14 protein-coding genes and 1 pseudogene are annotated in these 18,607 nt (G+C 34.3%); 5 read left to right on the top strand and 10 right to left on the bottom strand.

Translation table 11 applies throughout. From position 1 onward, the window contains the following. Positions 1 to 53: 53 nt before the first annotated feature. Genes VK90_RS20280 through VK90_RS20265 form a run of 4 tightly spaced genes read right to left on the bottom strand, consistent with a single transcriptional unit; the run spans position 54 to position 2,185 of the window. Positions 54 to 638 carry an HAD-IA family hydrolase gene (locus VK90_RS20280; RefSeq protein ID WP_048374777.1) on the bottom strand — a complete coding sequence of 195 codons (585 nt, stop codon included), beginning with the start codon at positions 636 to 638 and terminating at the stop codon, positions 54 to 56. 24 nt (positions 639 to 662) lie between these two features. Beyond that, positions 663 to 1,244, bottom strand: a complete 582-nt coding sequence (locus VK90_RS20275) for a kinase (protein WP_048374774.1) — start codon at positions 1,242 to 1,244, stop codon at positions 663 to 665. Further along, positions 1,244 to 1,786: a GNAT family N-acetyltransferase gene (locus VK90_RS20270; protein ID WP_048374773.1), complete on the bottom strand. Its 543-nt coding sequence runs from the start codon at positions 1,784 to 1,786 to the stop codon at positions 1,244 to 1,246. The genes VK90_RS20275 and VK90_RS20270 overlap by 1 nt, the downstream gene beginning before the upstream one ends. 15 nt (positions 1,787 to 1,801) lie before the next feature. Continuing rightward, positions 1,802 to 2,185, bottom strand: a complete 384-nt coding sequence (locus VK90_RS20265; RefSeq protein WP_048374771.1) for a VOC family protein — start codon at positions 2,183 to 2,185, stop codon at positions 1,802 to 1,804. A gap of 299 nt (positions 2,186 to 2,484) precedes the next feature. On the opposite strand from VK90_RS20265, the gene VK90_RS20260 reads away from it, so the two are divergent. After that, on the top strand, positions 2,485 to 2,733 hold the full coding sequence (locus tag VK90_RS20260; RefSeq protein ID WP_000433610.1) for a hypothetical protein: 249 nt from the start codon (positions 2,485 to 2,487) through the stop codon (positions 2,731 to 2,733). 170 nt (positions 2,734 to 2,903) lie between these two features. Here VK90_RS20260 and VK90_RS20255 read toward each other — a convergent pair. Further along, a pseudogene (locus VK90_RS20255) lies at positions 2,904 to 4,012 on the bottom strand (lactonase family protein). A 512-nt stretch (positions 4,013 to 4,524) separates the two neighbouring features. Here VK90_RS20255 and VK90_RS20250 point away from each other — a divergent pair. From VK90_RS20250 to VK90_RS20240, 3 genes are read left to right on the top strand one after another with little or no spacing between them, the layout of a single operon-like run. Beyond that, positions 4,525 to 5,454, top strand: coding sequence for an AAA family ATPase (locus VK90_RS20250; protein WP_048374821.1), 930 nt, complete (start codon positions 4,525 to 4,527; stop codon positions 5,452 to 5,454). After that, complete coding sequence (locus tag VK90_RS20245; RefSeq protein WP_048374769.1) at positions 5,451 to 6,614, top strand: DUF58 domain-containing protein; 1,164 nt, start codon at positions 5,451 to 5,453, stop codon at positions 6,612 to 6,614. The genes VK90_RS20250 and VK90_RS20245 overlap by 4 nt, the downstream gene beginning before the upstream one ends. Further along, positions 6,589 to 7,698: a DUF4018 domain-containing protein gene (locus tag VK90_RS20240; protein WP_048374767.1), complete on the top strand. Its 1,110-nt coding sequence runs from the start codon at positions 6,589 to 6,591 to the stop codon at positions 7,696 to 7,698. Before VK90_RS20245 ends, VK90_RS20240 begins: the two co-directional genes overlap by 26 nt. Before the next feature lie 85 nt (positions 7,699 to 7,783). Here the strand turns inward: VK90_RS20240 and VK90_RS20235 are convergent, their stop codons facing one another. Both VK90_RS20235 and VK90_RS20230 read right to left on the bottom strand, forming a co-directional pair. Continuing rightward, on the bottom strand, positions 7,784 to 9,235 hold the full coding sequence (locus VK90_RS20235) for an MFS transporter (protein ID WP_025147888.1): 1,452 nt from the start codon (positions 9,233 to 9,235) through the stop codon (positions 7,784 to 7,786). A 368-nt stretch (positions 9,236 to 9,603) separates the two neighbouring features. Continuing rightward, positions 9,604 to 10,821 (bottom strand): aspartate aminotransferase family protein, encoded by a 1,218-nt coding sequence (locus VK90_RS20230; RefSeq protein ID WP_048374765.1) that lies wholly within the window; start codon positions 10,819 to 10,821, stop codon positions 9,604 to 9,606. 302 nt (positions 10,822 to 11,123) lie between these two features. On the opposite strand from VK90_RS20230, the gene VK90_RS20225 reads away from it, so the two are divergent. Then, positions 11,124 to 12,503 carry a catalase gene (locus VK90_RS20225; RefSeq protein WP_048374763.1) on the top strand — a complete coding sequence of 460 codons (1,380 nt, stop codon included), beginning with the start codon at positions 11,124 to 11,126 and terminating at the stop codon, positions 12,501 to 12,503. Positions 12,504 to 13,068: 565 nt separating this feature from the next. On the opposite strand, the gene colA is transcribed toward VK90_RS20225, so the two are convergent. The 3 genes from colA to VK90_RS20210 form a co-directional block, all read right to left on the bottom strand. Continuing rightward, on the bottom strand, positions 13,069 to 15,705 hold the full coding sequence (colA, locus tag VK90_RS20220; protein ID WP_048374761.1) for a collagenase ColA: 2,637 nt from the start codon (positions 15,703 to 15,705) through the stop codon (positions 13,069 to 13,071). A gap of 508 nt (positions 15,706 to 16,213) precedes the next feature. After that, positions 16,214 to 16,735: a hypothetical protein gene (locus VK90_RS20215; protein ID WP_048374759.1), complete on the bottom strand. Its 522-nt coding sequence runs from the start codon at positions 16,733 to 16,735 to the stop codon at positions 16,214 to 16,216. Positions 16,736 to 16,851: 116 nt separating this feature from the next. Next, positions 16,852 to 18,594 (bottom strand): adenine deaminase C-terminal domain-containing protein, encoded by a 1,743-nt coding sequence (locus VK90_RS20210; RefSeq protein ID WP_048374758.1) that lies wholly within the window; start codon positions 18,592 to 18,594, stop codon positions 16,852 to 16,854. Between the last annotated feature and the right edge of the window lie 13 nt (positions 18,595 to 18,607).

Raw genomic sequence — 18,607 nt, 5'->3', positions numbered from 1 at the left:
TAACTCTAAAGCATACAGACTGTACCTTTTAAACAAAAGATACAGTCTATACTCTATAATGAAAACTCCCTATCTCTATCAATAACTACCTTAAAAAACTCAGAGTAATGAGATAAAAAATAGTCCGCTACATCACATTTACCTTGAAACATACATGTTGAAATGCCTAATTCCTTTGCAGGTAATAGATCTAACTCTCTATCTCCAATTGCTAGATCAATATTGTGCTTTTTATGTAAATAATCATAAGCTAAAGAGTTCGGTTTTCGCGGAAAACCATCGTCAATTGTAACCATATCAGCGAAGTATTTGTCCCAGCCGTAATGGTTTAATATAGATAATACACCAGCTCTATCTTTATGAGTCATAATTACATTTTTATGTGCAAACTTTAAAACTTCTTCCACTTTTTCAAATGGTTTTATATCCGCTATAATAATTTGACTCTCTAAAACATCTATTTCACTTATTTGCTTTTCAGAGATTTTATAATAATCAATCGCGTGAGAAAAAGAAACTTTTAATTTTGTATAGATTTCTTCTTCACTTCCTTTCTTGCCTATAACTTGAGAGAGGATCTTTGTATATACTGGATACGTATCAAATAACGTCCCATCAAAGTCCCACAAAATATTCATTTCATTCACCCTTTTATTTTCTAATCATTGTATAACTAAATCAGCTCTCTTCTCTGGCGATTCCTTTTCCAAATAATACTCCTCAGCTTTCCAATACCTACTTTGAAACTTTGAAAGGTTCTGCTGCGTTGCCTCACTCTCACGAAGAAACCTTGTCTCTCTTGAACAATCCAAATACACCATATAATGAAAGAACTCTCTCCATTCTTTTCGCTGAAGAAAAACACCTTCAACAATTATTACACCTACTAAAGGAAGCTGTATTTCTTTCATTTCACATGAGTCTGTTTCATCATGATAGAAAGGCAACTCTATTTGTATATTGCTTTGTAACTTCAAAAAAAAGTTTTGCTGCAACCACTCTATATCCCATTGAAGGTTGTAGTACTCATACCACTCTGCAAATCCAGTATTATATCGCTTGTTACGCTCGGTTATGTGATCATCAATATGGAATATATGAAACGGGATTCCACTTTGCTTCATATCTTCTTCCAATTCTTTAACCAATGTTGTTTTACCCGAACGACTTAGACCATCTATACCTAAAATAAACCGCTCATCTTTATGTTCCTTAATAACTTTCATTATTTTACTTGTGCTCATTACTTTTGCCAATCTTCTTTTAATAATGAATAAACGACCGTGTCATGAGCAACATCATTTTGAATCATATATTTTCGAAGTAATCCTTCCTCTTGAAACCCTGCTTTTTTTAATAAATTACGGGAAGCTTCATTTTCTATATATACGACAGCTGCAATTCTTATAAAGTTCAACTTTTCAAACCCGTAATCTAGCATTGCTTGTAGTGCTTCTGTTGCGTATCCTTGCCCCCAATATGTATCATCTAGCTCATAACCAATTTCGGCTCTTTTATGATGATTGTTAATTAAATGAAACCCACACGTACCAATTAATTGATTCGTGCCTTTCTTCTCTATTCCCCAGCGAAATACACTTCCTTCTTCATAACGCTTTCTAAACGTTTGAATTGTCGTTTTCGCTTGCTCAATATTTTCAAAAGAGTCCATTCCGAAATAACGAATAACGGATTCTTTTGAAAAATAATGGAACATTGTTTCTGCATCTAACAGTGTAAGTTCTCTTAATAGTAAACGCTCTGTTTCTAATTTTGGAAACTCCATCCTCTTTTTCTCCTTCTATTCTAATGAACTACAAATTTCAATATAATTACCGTCTGGATCGGCTATGTAAGCTATTGTTTGTCCCCACGGTTTTACAATTGGCTCGACTAGAACTTTAACCCCTTGTTCTTTTAATTGCTCAATCGTTTCCTTTACATCCTCTACAATAAACCCTAATTCAAAATGAGAAGATTGTAGTACACCTTCTGTAAGAGGTAGTCCTGTTAACTCCTTAACGTCCTCACGTGTATTTATCGCTAAAATTGTTGCTCCTGTTTCAAATTCGATATATGTACCGTGTTCAGCTCTTATCGGTAATTTTAAAATTTCTTTATAAAACTGAAGACATTGTTCAAACTTTTCTACATATAAAATAATGTATTTCATTTTTAAGTTCATCATTATTCCTCCTTTACCTTCACCTCTTAAAATTCGACAAATGTTTTTAAAAACCTTGTACCTTATAAAGCCGAGCACAAAAAAATGAGGCCGATTTCTCGGCCCCCCAGCTTATTGGCATAAAACAGGAGATTTGGTTTGGACATAACCAGTTCTTACATTTATTATATTTTATTTTTTCTGAATTTTAAATATAATATATACCTATTTATATTGAGAAAGTTTTTTCTACATGACCATAAAACTATGTGCATAAATTCATACCATTTAAGAAATGCTACAAATGGAGGTGTATACATATGGAACCAATGCTATGTCCAAGCTGTAAAACGAACCGAACTCGCTTTAATATTCTTGAGCAACAAGTAAAACCAGTAAAATTAAATCCGCAAACTGGTCAAGTAGAAGAAGAATACACAAATGAAACGATGAATGCTTTTCATATGGCTTATCAAGGACCAACTTACCGCGTCCAATGTGCTGTGTGCGGGCTTGTTGAAAATCCTGAACAATTTATTAAACCAGCTCAAAATCAGTCTTTCTCTTAAACATTTTCCCTACCCCCTATCAATTTTCTATAGGGGGTTTTTTCTGTTTTACATCAGCAAGGTGCACAATCACTGTTTACTCAAAGGTTCATAATTCATCTACATGTCTACTATTCATACACCGTCATATATTTTTCTGTTTCACACAATTATAGTGAACCCAATAGAAATTAAAGAACATCTAAACCTTGCGACCCAAAGAAAGGAACATTGGATGAAGCAACAACCTGCAACCTTACTAGACTACCATCACTTTGAATATTAAATACTGACACTGTAGCCTGATTTCCATTAAGGGTGTAAAAATGCCGTCCGTCTTTACTCACTCCAACATCCATCGGAAGACCTGGTGCTGTACCCGGCGGTGTACTAGTAATATGCCTTACTACCGACAATGCTCCATTCGGGGCAATTTGGTAGGTGGAAATGGTGCCACTTAAAGTGTTGGTAGTGTAGGCAAAACGTTCATCTTTCGTTGTTATAACCCAACAAGCAGTTTTATATCCGTTCGGTACAGAGCCACTGATAACATGAAGGATACCGTCGTTACTCAATGAATAAGATGACAGCGCATTTGAAACTGCTTCTGTAACTAAGAGAATTCCAGACGATAGAAAATAAGCTCCCAATGGGCCTTTACCGTAAGAATTATTAACAATTGGTCCTGTAACCGTACCGTTTTTATTTACAGTGAATACACTGAGATGGTTTGATGTAAGCTCGGAAACAACGATTTTACTACCATCCGGAGTGAAGAGAACCTGTGCCGGCTGAGCATTGAAGGTACTAAGAGAACGGGTAGATCCTGGAATAGGAGTAAGACTTCCTTTATCATCTATGTGAAAGCCAGTAATATTTGATGAAAAATTGTTTGCAGCATAACCTACATTGGAGACATAGAGAAGATTACCATACACACCAATGCTATTCGGTTGAGCACCTCCTGATGGTTTTACATCCACGAAAACCGGTACCCCGTTATCTGCTATGATAAAACTACTGATACTATGACTGCCTGCGTTAACTGCAAATAGGAAACGACCATCACGGGACAAAGTCAGAGAACCTTGTGATGCTAGGGGATCTATACCATCATTTGCCGTTTCTGTAGAAACTCCTTTATACCAGTACCTCTTCCGTATGTTGGATAAGAACCCACAAAGGTGAGCATTCCATTCGTGTCCATGTGAAAAGCAATAATGGAATTCATCACTTCATTATTAGTCATCATGTACACCATACTCGCACGCGCCCGAAAATAATTGTTCATACTCTGCATTTTATGACTCTCCTCCCTTCATAATTTTATATGGTTCTTTTTTTATTTAAATTCCCAAACAAATGTAAATTGGTTTAGAAACAAATCCTACTCACCTTATATTTTCTTTAAGTGAAAACCTTAACAATTTCCGCGATGTTATTAACATAAATCTAAAACATTATCAAAAACGTTACTCAACAATTTGGTCCGATTATTGAATAGCATGGCTGGCGCCTTATTATGTTTCAAATGACTACTTTTTTGTTACTTAACAGCTTCGTTGTCATTTATGATTTTGTTAAGATTTACTGCGCTCTTAGTTCTACGCCTTAATTATATGTTTTTTATTATATAAAAAAGAGTGAACAAAATGAATTTAGATAATAATGAAAGAAGATGATTCCGTCTACTATACGGAATCATCTTCTTTTAATATCCATTTCTTTGAATTAAAAAATAATACAAATTTTCTGAATAATTTGTTAAAATATAGAAATATTAGCACTTTTATTATGAAAGGATTGATACATATGATTAATAAATTAAAAGAAAATATAGGATCTGTTTTTGTCGGTAAGGACAATGTTATTGATTTACTCATCGTTTCACTGCTTGCTGACGGACACGTACTACTTGAAGATGTGCCTGGCACCGGGAAAACATTACTAGCTAAAACAATTTCCAAAAGTATTGGTGGTAGTTTTTCTCGTGTTCAATTTACACCTGATGTACTACCGAGTGATGTAACTGGTATTGAGTATTTCAATCCGAAAACGAGTGAATTCGAGTTAAGACTCGGACCAGTCGTGGCAAACATATTACTTGCGGATGAAATTAACCGCGCGATGCCGAGAACTCAGTCTAGTTTGTTAGAAGCGATGGAAGAACGACAAGTAACTCTAGAAAAGCAGTCTACTCCTCTTCCGAAACCGTTCTTTGTTATTGCGACGCAAAACCCGATTGAATCACAAGGAACTTTCCCTCTTCCAGATGCGCAGCTTGATCGCTTTTTAATGACGATTTCTATTGGTTATCCGGCTCCTGAAGATGAGTTAAAAATGATGCGCCGTTTTCGCAATAACACACCGTTAGAAAGCGTTACATCTATCATTTCTTTAGAAGATATTTTAAAAGCACAGAAACAGGTGAAAGAAGTGTTTGTATCAGAACCGTTAGAACACTACATTATTAAACTTGCTCATGCGACCCGAAATCACGATTACATAGCTAACGGTGTAAGTCCGCGTGCCACATTAGCTTTAGTACGCGCCGTTCAAGCACTAGCCTTTTTACGCGGTAGAGAATATTGCACACCTGAAGATATACAATTTTTAGTTCCTTCCGTTTGGAATCATCGTATCGTTTTGTCAATGGAAGGAGCTTTACGTACGACAAAAAATGAAATCATGCAAAGGATTTTAAAAGAAATTGACGTACCTGTGGAGATTGAACAAGCATGAATGGACAGCGCGTTATAACTGTACCTTTATTTTTTCAAATTCATATTATTCAACTAACTGTGCCGATTGCTTTACTATTTACGTTTTTTCTACCGCAACGAATTCTTATGTTTCTCTTTTTCTTCTATTATTTATTTGCGATTTTCATTTATAAATATGTCGCTTACATAGAAAAAAAGTTTCAAGTTATAAATGAAAAACAAACAACTCGCCTTTTCCCTGATGAATCTGGACAGTTTTTTATTCATTTAAAAAATGGCGCAAATATACCACTCGTTAACGGTGTTTGTTATTTTCATTTAAATTCGTCCCTTATACCGCATAAGGATCAAGGAATTGAACAAATATCAAAAACGTTATTTTCTTTCCCCTTTTCACAACCTGCTCATTCAGCACAAAAATGGGATTTAACATTAACCGCAACGAAGCGTGGTGTGTTTCAAATTGAACAATTCGAATGCGTATTAAAAGATCCGTTTCATTTATTAACTGTACATTTACCTGTTTTCGATAAATTAAAAACTGAAATTATTGTATACCCTTCTCCTAAAGAAGTAGCCGGTTTGCAAGAACTTCAGCAACTATTAACTGGTTCTTATCGAACGAATTTTTCTTTTTACAATGATGAAACATCTATTATCGGTGTAAAGCGATACGAACGTGAGTCTTTCCGCTCTATCCATTGGAAAGCATCTGCTAAAATGCAGGCGTTACAAGCGAAGCAATATGAGCCTGTAAAAAATTATAGTTGGACGATTTGTCTTTCTTTAGCTGCTGATCGCGGGTTTGGTTGGAAAGAGAATGTAGAAGAACTTATTTCATTTACAACTTACATTTGTCAATTCGCAACGAAGCATCAAATTCCATTTGAATTATTTATTAGTATTTTAGCAGAAGGTGGCCCATTGCACTTACCTTTAAACGACGGACAAACGCATTACGCAAAGACGTTAGAGGAATTAGCACGTATTTCAGATGATAGTACGTTACTTCCGAAACAAGGATTCCTTCATTATGTCACGAGAAAAAGAGAGCGATCATCTACATTGATTTTCATTGGCTTTCAGAAGAATGAGCTCCCTCTTCTATCGCAGCCTACGTTTCTCATTAATAACGAAGGGATGGTGGAACCAGTTGAAAACTTGGCTCTATCACGTTAATGACTTTATTCTGCTCCTCCTCCTTTCGTTATTAACAGAAAGGGATGAATTAGTTGGTATTGCTATATTTTTAGCGACCGGTTATGTAGGAGTACTTTTTATTAATAAATTTATGAAGAAAAAAACAACAGGATTTGTAATACTGTTAGTTGCTCAAATAGTCGGTTGTTCTTTAACACTACCATTTTCTCTTTTTGGCACAATTATGTTACCGCTTTTCTTCTTTATCGTACACGCGGTCGGACCTGGATATCCAGTTCAAAAATCGTTAGGCGGCATTGTATGGTTTGTCGTTTCAGCTATATTTTATGCACCATTTCCTCCATTATGGAAATTGTTATTATTAGCTTTGCACATTATGATTACATTTTGGCTAACTGGGGCCAATCGCAAACAACAACTATTACGTTTCGCTTCTATCATTACGATTGGCGTAATGAGTATATTAATTGTTCAAGTATTTCCTTTCATTCGACTTATTTTTGGTTTTATCACGGAAGTAATCGCATTAGGGGTCGGCTACGCTATAAATCCATTACTTATAGCCGCTGAATTAAAAGACACTGAAGGGGTTTGGGCAAATAAAGGACATCTCTTAAAACCACGAATTGAAGACGGGAAAAAACTTCCTGATTTTGACCCAATACTCATAAATAGCATTACAATAATAGTTTGTACAACCATCGCTATTTACGTCGTTTGGAAAATAGTAAAAAAACGAAAATATTTGAGCTTAGCAAACATGCCAGTCTTCGAATCTACAATCATTACTGATAAAGAAGGAATTAGCCAAAAACGAATGAAGCGAAATAAACCACCACAAAACGAAATTCGAAAAGAAATTTTCAAACTGGAGAGTAAACTATCCCCTCCTTTAAACCGCGAACGGGGAGAAACAGTTGAAGCTTGGCTAAAGAGAATTAATGATGAAGAAGGTGTAAATACTCAGAGGCATATCATTATAGATGCGTATAATGCAGTACGTTACTCAAATGGTGAAAACACTGTACTTCTGTATGAATTTAAGGAAGAGGTTCATAAGCTTTATGCGTATCAGAAGAGTTTGAAGAAGAAGAGAAAATGAATAAATTTAAGTTTTGATACACACAAAAAGACTCCTATTAAACTAGGAGTCTTTTTGTGTAAAAGTCCACGTTGCTTTTCACAATTTATGCTTTTCGCTCTTCTGCAATTTCTAAAGATTCTTCATGCCACCAAAGTGTTTCTTCAGGGTCTTCTTTAGCGATTAGGTGTGCTTCTTTTTTCGATTCTACTGTAGGATAAGATCCTTTTAGTGCACGTCCTGATGTTGTAACAAACAGTACACTAAATACAATTAATCCAATTACACTTACACCAGTTAAATAAAATGCAGGTGCGAGCGGGTTACCAGTAGCATGAACTAAATATGAACATACGAGCGGTGTTGTCCCGCCAAATATGGATACAGAAATATTAAAGGAGATAGAAAGTGCACGATAACGTACATCGGTGAAAAAGAGTGCTGGTAATAACGATGGTAATGTTCCTTCATAAACACTTAGGAAGAAACCTAAAACGAAAACACCTGCAAATATGGCTGCAATATGTCCATTCCCTATTAATAAAAATGCTGGAATTGAGCATAATGTTAAACCAATTAAACCGATTTGTACTACGCGCTTATTACCAACTTTATCACTTAATTTACCGAAATAAAGTGCCAGTGGAATCATAAGTGCCATCGTAATTGAAATGATTAATAAGCCAGTTGTTTCTTTGACTTTTAATACTTGTGTTAGATAAGAAGGAATATATGAAAGGATCATATAGTTTGTAATGTTAAAGAAGGCAACAATTACTGTGCTTAATAAGAAGTCTTTTTTGTGATATTTTAATATATCACTAAACGGAATTTGTTCATTGTCTTCAGATTCCTCTTGCGCTTTTTCCATCTCTTCAAAGATTGGAGATTCATCTAAATGACGTCGTAAATATAAGCCGACCAAACCGATTGGTGCAGCGATTAAGAAAGGAATACGCCATCCCCAGCTGAGCATTTGCTCATCTGTTAATAATAACGTCAAAATGGTAACAATTACCGAAGCAGCAATGTAACCTGAGAGTGTCCCAATTTCAAGACCACTACCGAGTATACCACGCTTTTTATCTGGAGAAGATTCTGCGATATAAACCATTGCTCCTGAATATTCTCCGCCTGTAGAGAAGCCTTGAATCATTCGAGCAACTAAAAGTAGTATTGGTGCCCATACACCAATTTGTTCATAGGTTGGTAGTAATGCGATGAATAATGTAGATAGTGCCATTAAAATAATAGTTGTACTTAAAACAATCTTTCGGCCATATTTATCACCAATTCTCCCAAAGAAAATACCTCCAATTGGTCGAACTAGAAAGGCCGCCGCAAATGTACCAAATGTAAGTACAAGTTGCAAACCACTATTATCCACACCTGAGAAGAATAATTGACTTAAAATTACCGCTAAATACGCGTATAATCCAAAGTCAAACCACTCCATTGCATTCCCAATGCCAGTAGCAACAACTGCTTTCCTAGCCTGTTTAGGATTGACAATATTAACGTCTTGAGGTTCAAAATTCAAATCATTATTTTGTTGCATATAGTAAAACAGCCCCTTATTTAATTTATCTTCTTTAAGCACACCTTCTCTTATTGAATAAAATTAATACGAAGCACTTAAGGAAAAGCAACGTCTCCTTATCTGTTATTATTATTTCACATAATTAATTATTTGTCCAATGAGATGCTTCCTTGATTAAGGAAATAAGTACTTTAAAATAAGAAAAGACACTATATTAGTGCCTTTTTCAAGCTTTACATTTATTATATTTTATAGTGCGTGAGAGAACATAAATCAATGATTTTCTCCCCTAATCTCTTTTTATGTGAATTGAAAACAAGTTACTTTTTACATTCTAATCGTCACAAACAATTAATTTATTGTAATGAAAATATTATACATAGAAATCAAACACTTGCTAAAGCTGACAATCTATGAATACAGGAAATAAGCTCATTAACAAATGTATCAATCTCTTCTTTCGTAATAATATATGGCGGAAGTAAACGAATGATATTCCCTTGCGTAACATCAACTAACATCCCTCTATCCAATAACGCTAACTGTAATTTCTTTACGTTTTCATTCGTATCATTCATACTAATTCCAAACATCATTCCAGAATGACGTACTTCCTTAATGAGATACGAATTTTCTTTCTGAATTTCTTGAAGTTTATCATTTAAATATAGTGACGTTTCATAAGCTTCCTGCATTAAACCATCATCAATTAATGTTTTTAATACCGTTAATCCTAAAGCCGTTCCGATTGATGAATGAGCAAATGTTGTTCCATGATCTCCTGGTGAAAATACATCACATAGCTTTTCGCCTACAATGATTCCTCCTAGCGGTATCCCGCCTCCTGCCCCTTTACCAAATTGAATAATGTCTGGTGTAATATTGAAGTTTTGATACGCAAATAATTTCCCTGTTCTGCCCATACCACTTTGTACTTCATCAACAATTAGAATTACATTATATTTATCACACAGATGTTGAACGCCATTTACATATTCACTTGATAAAGGATAGATCCCACCACTTCCTAATACAGGCTCTAGCATAATTGCAATTGGATTTTCATTAATAATCGTTCTTTCTAGTTCTTCTATATTTTCTCGTTCCACTTCATATACAGGAATAGATGTTTTCGGGAAGTTTTGATATATACTTTCTTGTCTTGTAAAATGAAGTGCACCTAATGTTCTTCCGTGAAAACTACCTTTCAATACAACTACTCCGTCACGTTCTTCGTTTGTAATAGATCTATATTTATCAATTAATTTCAATGTTGTTTCTGTCGCTTCAGTACCAGAGTTTGTGTAGAAGACCTTACCATTTTGCAAAGTATAATCAACTAATTTCTTTGCATATTCAATCGCAACTGGATTTAAAAAATGGAATGGAAGATGCAGGCATTTCGTAACTTGTTCTAATGTGGTTTGCACAATGTTTGGATGATTGTAGCCTAATAAATTCACACCCACGCCAGAAAATAGATCTAAATATTCTTTACCGTTCACATCATACAGTTTACAGCCTTCTCCTCTTTCTATCGCAACCTCCGTACGACAATACGTAGGCATAATATATTCTTTATCTAATTGAAACCAATCCGTCATGATAAATTCCTCCTAGCTATTTTTCCCGTTTTTAATGTTTATTATCTATAAAGTCATTTTCAAATTAATTTTTAAGATTGAAATTTTAATAGTGGTTTTCTTCCACCTCTTTAATAAAACGTTTTATTTCTCTTCCCGATATTCATTTTTCCATAATTTCTTCTATTTCAACAGGTCCACTGCATGTGCGTTTTTTTCATCTAGCGGTATGTTACTAAATTGAACTTCGTATGTAATACATAATCGAGGCTAAAGAATCATATTTAGTAACAATCAACGAAAAAATTTTGGAGGCTATATCGATGAATGAAAAATATGATAAACAGAGGCAATCTTTATTAGGAGAAGACTTTAATAGCAATCGAGAGCTTAATGAACCAGCTAAACTTCACTCTCAAACAGTTGGTTCACGTGGACCTGTTTTAAAGCAAGATAGTGTACTGCACGAGGCGTTACAAGAATTTATTCATGAAAAAATTTTAGAAAGACCTGTTCATGCAAAAGGATTTGGTGCATTCGGTTATTTTCAAACGATATATCCAATGTCTGAACATACAAAACTAAGCTTTTTACAAAATTCAAATGAGAAAGTTCCTGTTATGGTGCGGTTTTCGTTAGCTGTTAGTACGAAAGGAACACCTGATACTTCTAGAAATGTACGCGGTTTTGCTACAAAATTTTATACAAAAGAAGGCGTATTTGATCTTTTATGTAATCATCTTCCTGTCTTTTCTGTTCGAGATCCGATGCGTTTCCCTGAAACTATTAAAGCGTTGTTGCCTTCACCTAAAAATAACTTAATAGACCCTGATAGATTTTGGAGTTTTGTCGCTAGAGCACCCGAATCCATTCATTTTGTCGTCCGTTTATACTCTGATGCTGGTACGGCAAAAAGTCTTCGCCACATCCCAGGACATAGTGTAAATACATATGTTTGGAGAAATGCTCAAGGTTATCGAAAGTACGTAAAGTATCATTGGTATCCATTTGAAGGTGTACAATTCATTAATAGTGAGGAAGCAAATAAACTAGCTGCCGAAAATCCTGATTATAGCGGGAAAGATTTATACGATGCAATTGAGGCTGGTAAACCAGTGGAATATGGTTTATATGTCCAGCTCATGGATCCAAAAGATGAAGCACACCTTTCTTATGACCCTTTAGACGATACAAAAGTATGGGATGAAAAGGAGTATCCTCTTATACCAGTAGGCAAAATGGTATTAAATAAAAATCCTGAAAATTATATGGAACAAGTTGAAAAAGTCGCCTTCTCCCCTTCTAATTTACTAGACGGTGCAGAACTATCAGATGATAAAATGTTGCAAGGCCGCGCTAACATTTATAGTGATTCTCAAAGAAGAAGAATTGGACCCGAATTTCGTAAAATAGCGATTAACCAACAGCAAGATTGGACACCTGCTAATCAAATTACAAGTGGTGATGGAAGATACGTTGAAGGAAAGCTTGAAAGAACTTCTATAACTAAGCAAAATGACTTTGCACAGGCTGGTGAGTTTTATGAGAAGTTAACACAAATAGAGAAAGAACATCTTGCTGAAAATTTAGCTAATGATTTGAAAGTTATATCCGATGATATTAGAAAGGTAGTTATGGGGTATTTCAATAAGGTATCAACTGATTTGGCAAAAAGAATAGAGATAGAAATGAAGAAGCATTAAGAAGATTAAAATGGTCATTTTAATGGTGAAACGTGATTTTCATTTTATAAGACTGTTTAACTTACAGGTTATTCACTCCATTCTTTGTATGAATCTATTGATGAACTACTATAGCGAGATGAATTTATATGTAAAATGATTTCAGTAGATTTAACCATGAAGATGCTTTATGGACGAGAATTTTAATCCGTAATAGTTTCTTTCTTGTCAAAATCCAATGCAATTGTTTAATTATAAAATTTAAAACCAGTATAACCCCGTTCTTAATACGGGGTTATACTGGCATTACATACTTTCCTACACTAAAAATACAATACAAAAATCGTTTAAGTATAAGTGTTATTATAAAAATCACACCTGTAATTGAAAATAGCCATTTTTAGTAAATCACATTTAATTTAAAAAGAACTTTAACTCAAAAGCACCTACATCATTTCTCCATAATAAATGTCTATATAATATACAAGTTTTCACTGGTTTTTATTAATAATTAATATTTCAGTTGATTTTTTTCAATATCAATCGATTTTACTAACAAAGAAATTTTATTTTCTTCATAATTAAATTATTTTACTTCTACTGTATAATTCCCTGTTCCACCACCATATTTATATACACTTAAGTAATATTTCCCTGGCTTCGCATTATAATTTCCAAGCAATTTGTTTCCATCACGTTTTGTTGCATAAGTTACATAATTATCTAGATCTGATTCAGAATATAACACCCAGTTCAGTCCAAGGTTTTGTTCGTTCGTAACTGTAATTTGTAAATCTTTTGGATCCTTTACATCGATAACAAATCGGTCAACTTGATCTTGATCACTTAAGTTTCCTCTTAATAACGTGTTCAAAGATAATGGATTTGCTGTATCAAATGAATTATTCGGTTCTTTTTCTACAGCAGTACCTTCTTCCGTATTTACTCCACTAAATACAACATCATATTCAAATTGTCCAGCATCATTGACACGGTAATTTACAAAATAAGCAGTCAAAGTTTTGTATCCACTCCACTCTTTTTCTGAGAGATGTTTCAACATATCATTCGTTGCTTGATTCATCACTTTCCTGTCCTCAATTTCTCCTTTTGCTGCACTTCCTGTATATGTTCCCTGTAGTGTGAATGTATTAAAGAATTGTGATTTATTCTTCGTTACCTTCACATTTTTTAACTTTGCTTCATTGGTGATATCTGACGCAACATCTGAAAGCGGTTTTGGAGCATGCTGTGCTAAATACTCATCTGATACTTGTGGAATTGTATACTTATCACGATTATCAATAAGCATTTGCATGTAAGATTGATATTCTTCATTTAATTTATTATCTTTGCTTAATGTAGAACGGTACGTGTCGTAACCTGGAACATCATTTGCACGAATTAAATCATGCACTTTATCAAACATTTCTGGACGGTTATTATACATATACGATTGTAATGCAAACGAATAGTTATAGAAATCCCACGTTCCATATTTTGCATTTAATGTTTGTGCTGCTGTATAACGTTTCGCAGGGTCATAAGACAATCCACCAATTATGCTTTTTCGTGGTACTACGCTGTCTAATCGCGTTGAACCTGCAAAGAACTCTGCATTTCCTTCTTCAAACCATGTTAAACGTTCATTTTGATACATTTCCCCTTGGCCCCATAATCCCGGAACCTCGTATCTTCCTTGTAAATAGTGTGTAAATTCATGGCGGAACAATTCTTCCAAACTATAAATACTTTGCTCTGGTGTACGTTCATATGTAAAGAACGTTCCACTTCCTTCAATGTAAATCCCACCATTATTCGTTTCATAACCATACAATTGACGGTTGAATTGATATTCGTCGGGACTATTATAGATGACCATCGTTAACACATCATCAGCATGTCCACTTTCAAGTGGTTTATCACTACCAACTGTACGATAAAATTGAGAACGTACTTCTTTTGCCGCCCAGTATAGACGTTTAATTTTCTCTTCGCTAACTTTATCCCCAGCTTTAAAGACAATTGCTCCATCATCAAACGTATACGTTTTCGGTAAATATTTCTTTTTACCATCTTCTCGAATTTGATCTAAATTTATAGTTTTTCCGTTCGCATCTACTCCTCCATAATTTGTAGTAATTTGTTCTGCCGCAACAAAATATTGCTCCCCTAAATATGGATAAATTCGCATTGCATCTGTAACAACTTGCTGTCCTTTTGTTGGCGTACTATGAAGCTTGCCCAATCGGCCAGCGTAGTAAATTCCGTTATTAATTAACCATCCGTTTTTATCTGTTACAGTACCAATTAGCGCAAAACGACTAATTTCATTAATAAAACCATCGATGTTTCGATACCACATCGTATCTTTTGCTTCTTTTCCTGTATTATACATATACGTCTGAATGTCAAAATCAATTCCTTTCATCAACTCATATACAGCATTTCCTTTTGTATAGTCTTCAATGAAAGTTGCCACATTATCGTTATATTGTTTGAAGATTTCACCTGCATATTGAACAACCTCAGCATCAGCGGATGCGTTTCCAATCAACATTCCATAGGACGAAATAACTTGGTTTTGTGCTGGTGTACCAAGTTTAAAATTTGGATTCTTTGCAATTGTCTTTAAAGCCGGTAAACATTTATCATGATAGCTACGCTCATTTAGTTTGCTTAATTCATCATGGTAAAAACCTAAATAAAATGCCGCACGTAAAGTTTCTACTAATGTTTCAATCCCTTTTGAATCATCTTTCGTATAAGCTTGTCCTTGTTCTGCTAGTTTATCAATTATCGCTTGCATGCGACTATCATCTTGATAGAACTTAAGACTATCACTATTAAACTGAAATAATTCCGGAATTTGATACCATTTAATCGTCACAAGAAGATCAGTTAATTGTTTGTTGCTTAATTGATTTAATTCGGCCATCGAATATTTTTTCTCTTCAGCTAACTGTTTTTCATTCTCATTTGGTGCTAGCGGACGCTGCGATAAATCCGCTAACTTTAACCGTTTTGTAAAAGATGCATTTTCTTGTACTTTCGAAGAGTGTGCCAACTCATCAACGGATTTCTGTATTCCTACCGGCTCCATTTGTAATACGTTCTTCACATTTTTTTCTTTTGTCTCTGCTTGAATTTGCAAACCATTACATGATATTGTCACTAGTCCAACACCAAGAATCAGCTTAGAAATTTTCGAATATTTAACCATACCGCTACCCCCTAATAATTTAAAAGAAAATTCTGAATTTTAAAAGCAGAACATTCTTATTTGTATGTATTTACAGTTCCGCTATAAATACAAGTAAGATCAATGATGCAATAGTAGTTTGTTTTTTACTATTACTAATACAAATTTCTTAAATGTAATCCTCCTTCCTTAAATTTAATACTAGCAAAAACTGTGCCAATAATATTTCCTGTGAATATCAAACATTCTTTTATTATTACTGTAGAATAAAATATACACAAACGGTTCAACAATGTATAAATCTTTTGACACAAACTCCTCTTTTTACGATGAAAGGATCCGTTGAATATTATAATTGCATTAGCCAGCAAATCATTTTCACCAAACACCATTCCGAATTTTAAACCCATTCAAAAAAAGGTAAATAAGCATATTACATAAGACTAATATGTTTACTTACCTTTCCCTATTTTATATAGACAACAAGCTATCAGTGGATAGAAACAACATTAATTAGTATTTGGTTACATCATTTTATATTTTGATATTCATTTCTCTTTTTCAGATAACCCTTTTCACATTGTAACGGTTTGTATTCCACTATTTTCCCTTGCTTCTTTTTCGTTTCGGTAACAACCCATTCCCCTTTTTCAAGTTTTAGGCGTTTCATAACATTTGTATCGTCTATTTCTTTATACAGTAAAAATGCTTCAAGTGCCTTCACAAACAACCTAGGCTCTCCTCTATATCCACCATTAGCAAAAACTTTAGTTAACGAATTATAATAAGAATCATTTTCCCGTCCACCATACATTAAGTGCGCAGCTTCTAAATCTTTTTTACTTACTTCCATAAATCCACCTTCATCAATATTTATTTCGAAAGTAGATTTGATGTCCTTCATTATATTTTTCACATACTTTTCATCACGAATATTCCTTTCCTCCATACAATCCGAAGACAGCCTTGGTGCATCTGTTTGAGAATGCACTACTTGTTGTATAGATACACATAAAATAAATACACTTAAAACATACAGTAGTTTTTTCATATTTAAGTATCACCTCAAATAATTTAGATACTATATTATTTGTTTTTGAGGAGATTCTATTCTTAAGCTGTAAATATAAATCCCCTATAAAATTGATTTTTATAGGGGATTTATATTTAACATTTAATCGGTGAAGCAATTACTTCTCTATTCTTTACATCATATAAACCTATTGGTGTCACTCTAATGAAAGGTAGATGAGTCGCTGAAAAGAATAGTATTGTGAAAGCTGGATCGTTATAAGAATAACCTCGTTCTTGTAATAATTTCACCATCATTTTCTCTTTATGTATTAATGCGCTCATTTCTAAGTCTGACATAATACCTAATAACGGCAATGAAATTTCATGTAAAACTTCATTCCTTTCAGTTAGTACCATGCCACCGCCGAGTTCTTTTACTCTATTAAAGGCGCCTAACATATCTTCTTTACTCTTTCCAATTAGAATAATATCCCCTGTACCAGAATAAGAGCTTGCAAAACCGCCTAATCGATTCGCAAACCCTTTCACAACTGTATTCACTCGCCAAGTACCATCACGAGCAATCATCATAAAGAAACATTCATCATGTTCAAAAGAAAGTTCCTCACAGTTTAATTCGATTTCACTAACATATGGCTTTGTAATAACGTCGTTTAATAATTTTATGCCCGTTGCACCAGTGAAAATCATATCTTCTTTCTGTAAACACCAGTCTAATTGTAATGGAGCTACTTGGAATTTATCCCATTGTACACTTACTGATTCATTTTTGTTTATTCCTTCACGCTTCACCCATTTCCCTTTTGCAATTACACTAATTGGAGTTGGATTTTCTTTACTTTCCAATATATTAATGTTTGCAATTCTTCCTGTTGCAATCGTACCGTGTAAATGCTCCATATTATAGTAACGAGCAATGTTATAGCTTGCCATATTATAAGCATCAATTATTGGGATTCCTTGTTTTATCGCGGTAGAAATCATCACATTTGTCATACCATTTTCATAAAATGACGGATGTGAACCGTCAGTTGTTAAAATGAATCTATCAAATTGTCTAACACCTAATTCCAGTAATTCTTTCAGTAAAACTTCTAAATCTGGGCGGATCGAAGAATTTCTAAGAGAAACGGTGTAGCCTTGCATAAGACGTGTTAGCGCTTCCTGCCCTGTCATCGCTTCATGATCGCAATCGGTACCTAGTAACTTTAATTTCGCTAACGTAGTTTCAGATGCCCCCGGAAAATGGCCTTCTATTTTCTTCTGTAACCGTTTCGTTTCCTGTACCCAATTTAACATTTCATCATCACCATTTAATAGTTTTGGCCACGCTGTTAACTCGCCGCCTTGAAGAACGTCTTCATGGTTAAGCCATTGCATTATTTCTTCACTATTAAACAAAGATTGACCATTTTGCAGCTCGGTCTGTCCATCGAAACGACACCACCAATACATACTTGCTGGAATCTTTTTGAATTCATCTAACAAACGAAACGCTATTTCACGTTGTAATGTGAAAAATAGAGTTAAATTATCATTAATTAAAGTTGTTGTACCAAATTGCATCGCATGATTTGCTAAAGTCTCTGGGTTATATAATTGGTATGGATGTGCATGTGGTTCTATATAACCGGGAACTAAATACTTCCCTTCGCAATCTATAACTTCACAATCATTTAATTGTTGCGGCAACTTTTCTCCCACATATACTATTCGATCATCATAAATCCAAACGTTCGCTATCGTCCATTCACGTATGTACGGATTTAAATATGTTGCATTCTTTAATAAAATGTGCAGACTTCTTGTGCCATCTATCACTTCAACATGCTCTCGTAATTGTTTATTACTCCATCTTAATTGGCTTTGTCCCAATGTATTCAACTCC

The sequence above is a fragment of the Bacillus sp. LK2 genome (assembly GCF_001043575.1).
GTDB lineage: Bacteria > Bacillota > Bacilli > Bacillales > Bacillaceae_G > Bacillus_A > Bacillus_A paramycoides.
The sequence above is the reverse complement of the archived record's forward strand: the minus strand, read 5'-3'. Positions and strand labels throughout refer to the sequence as shown.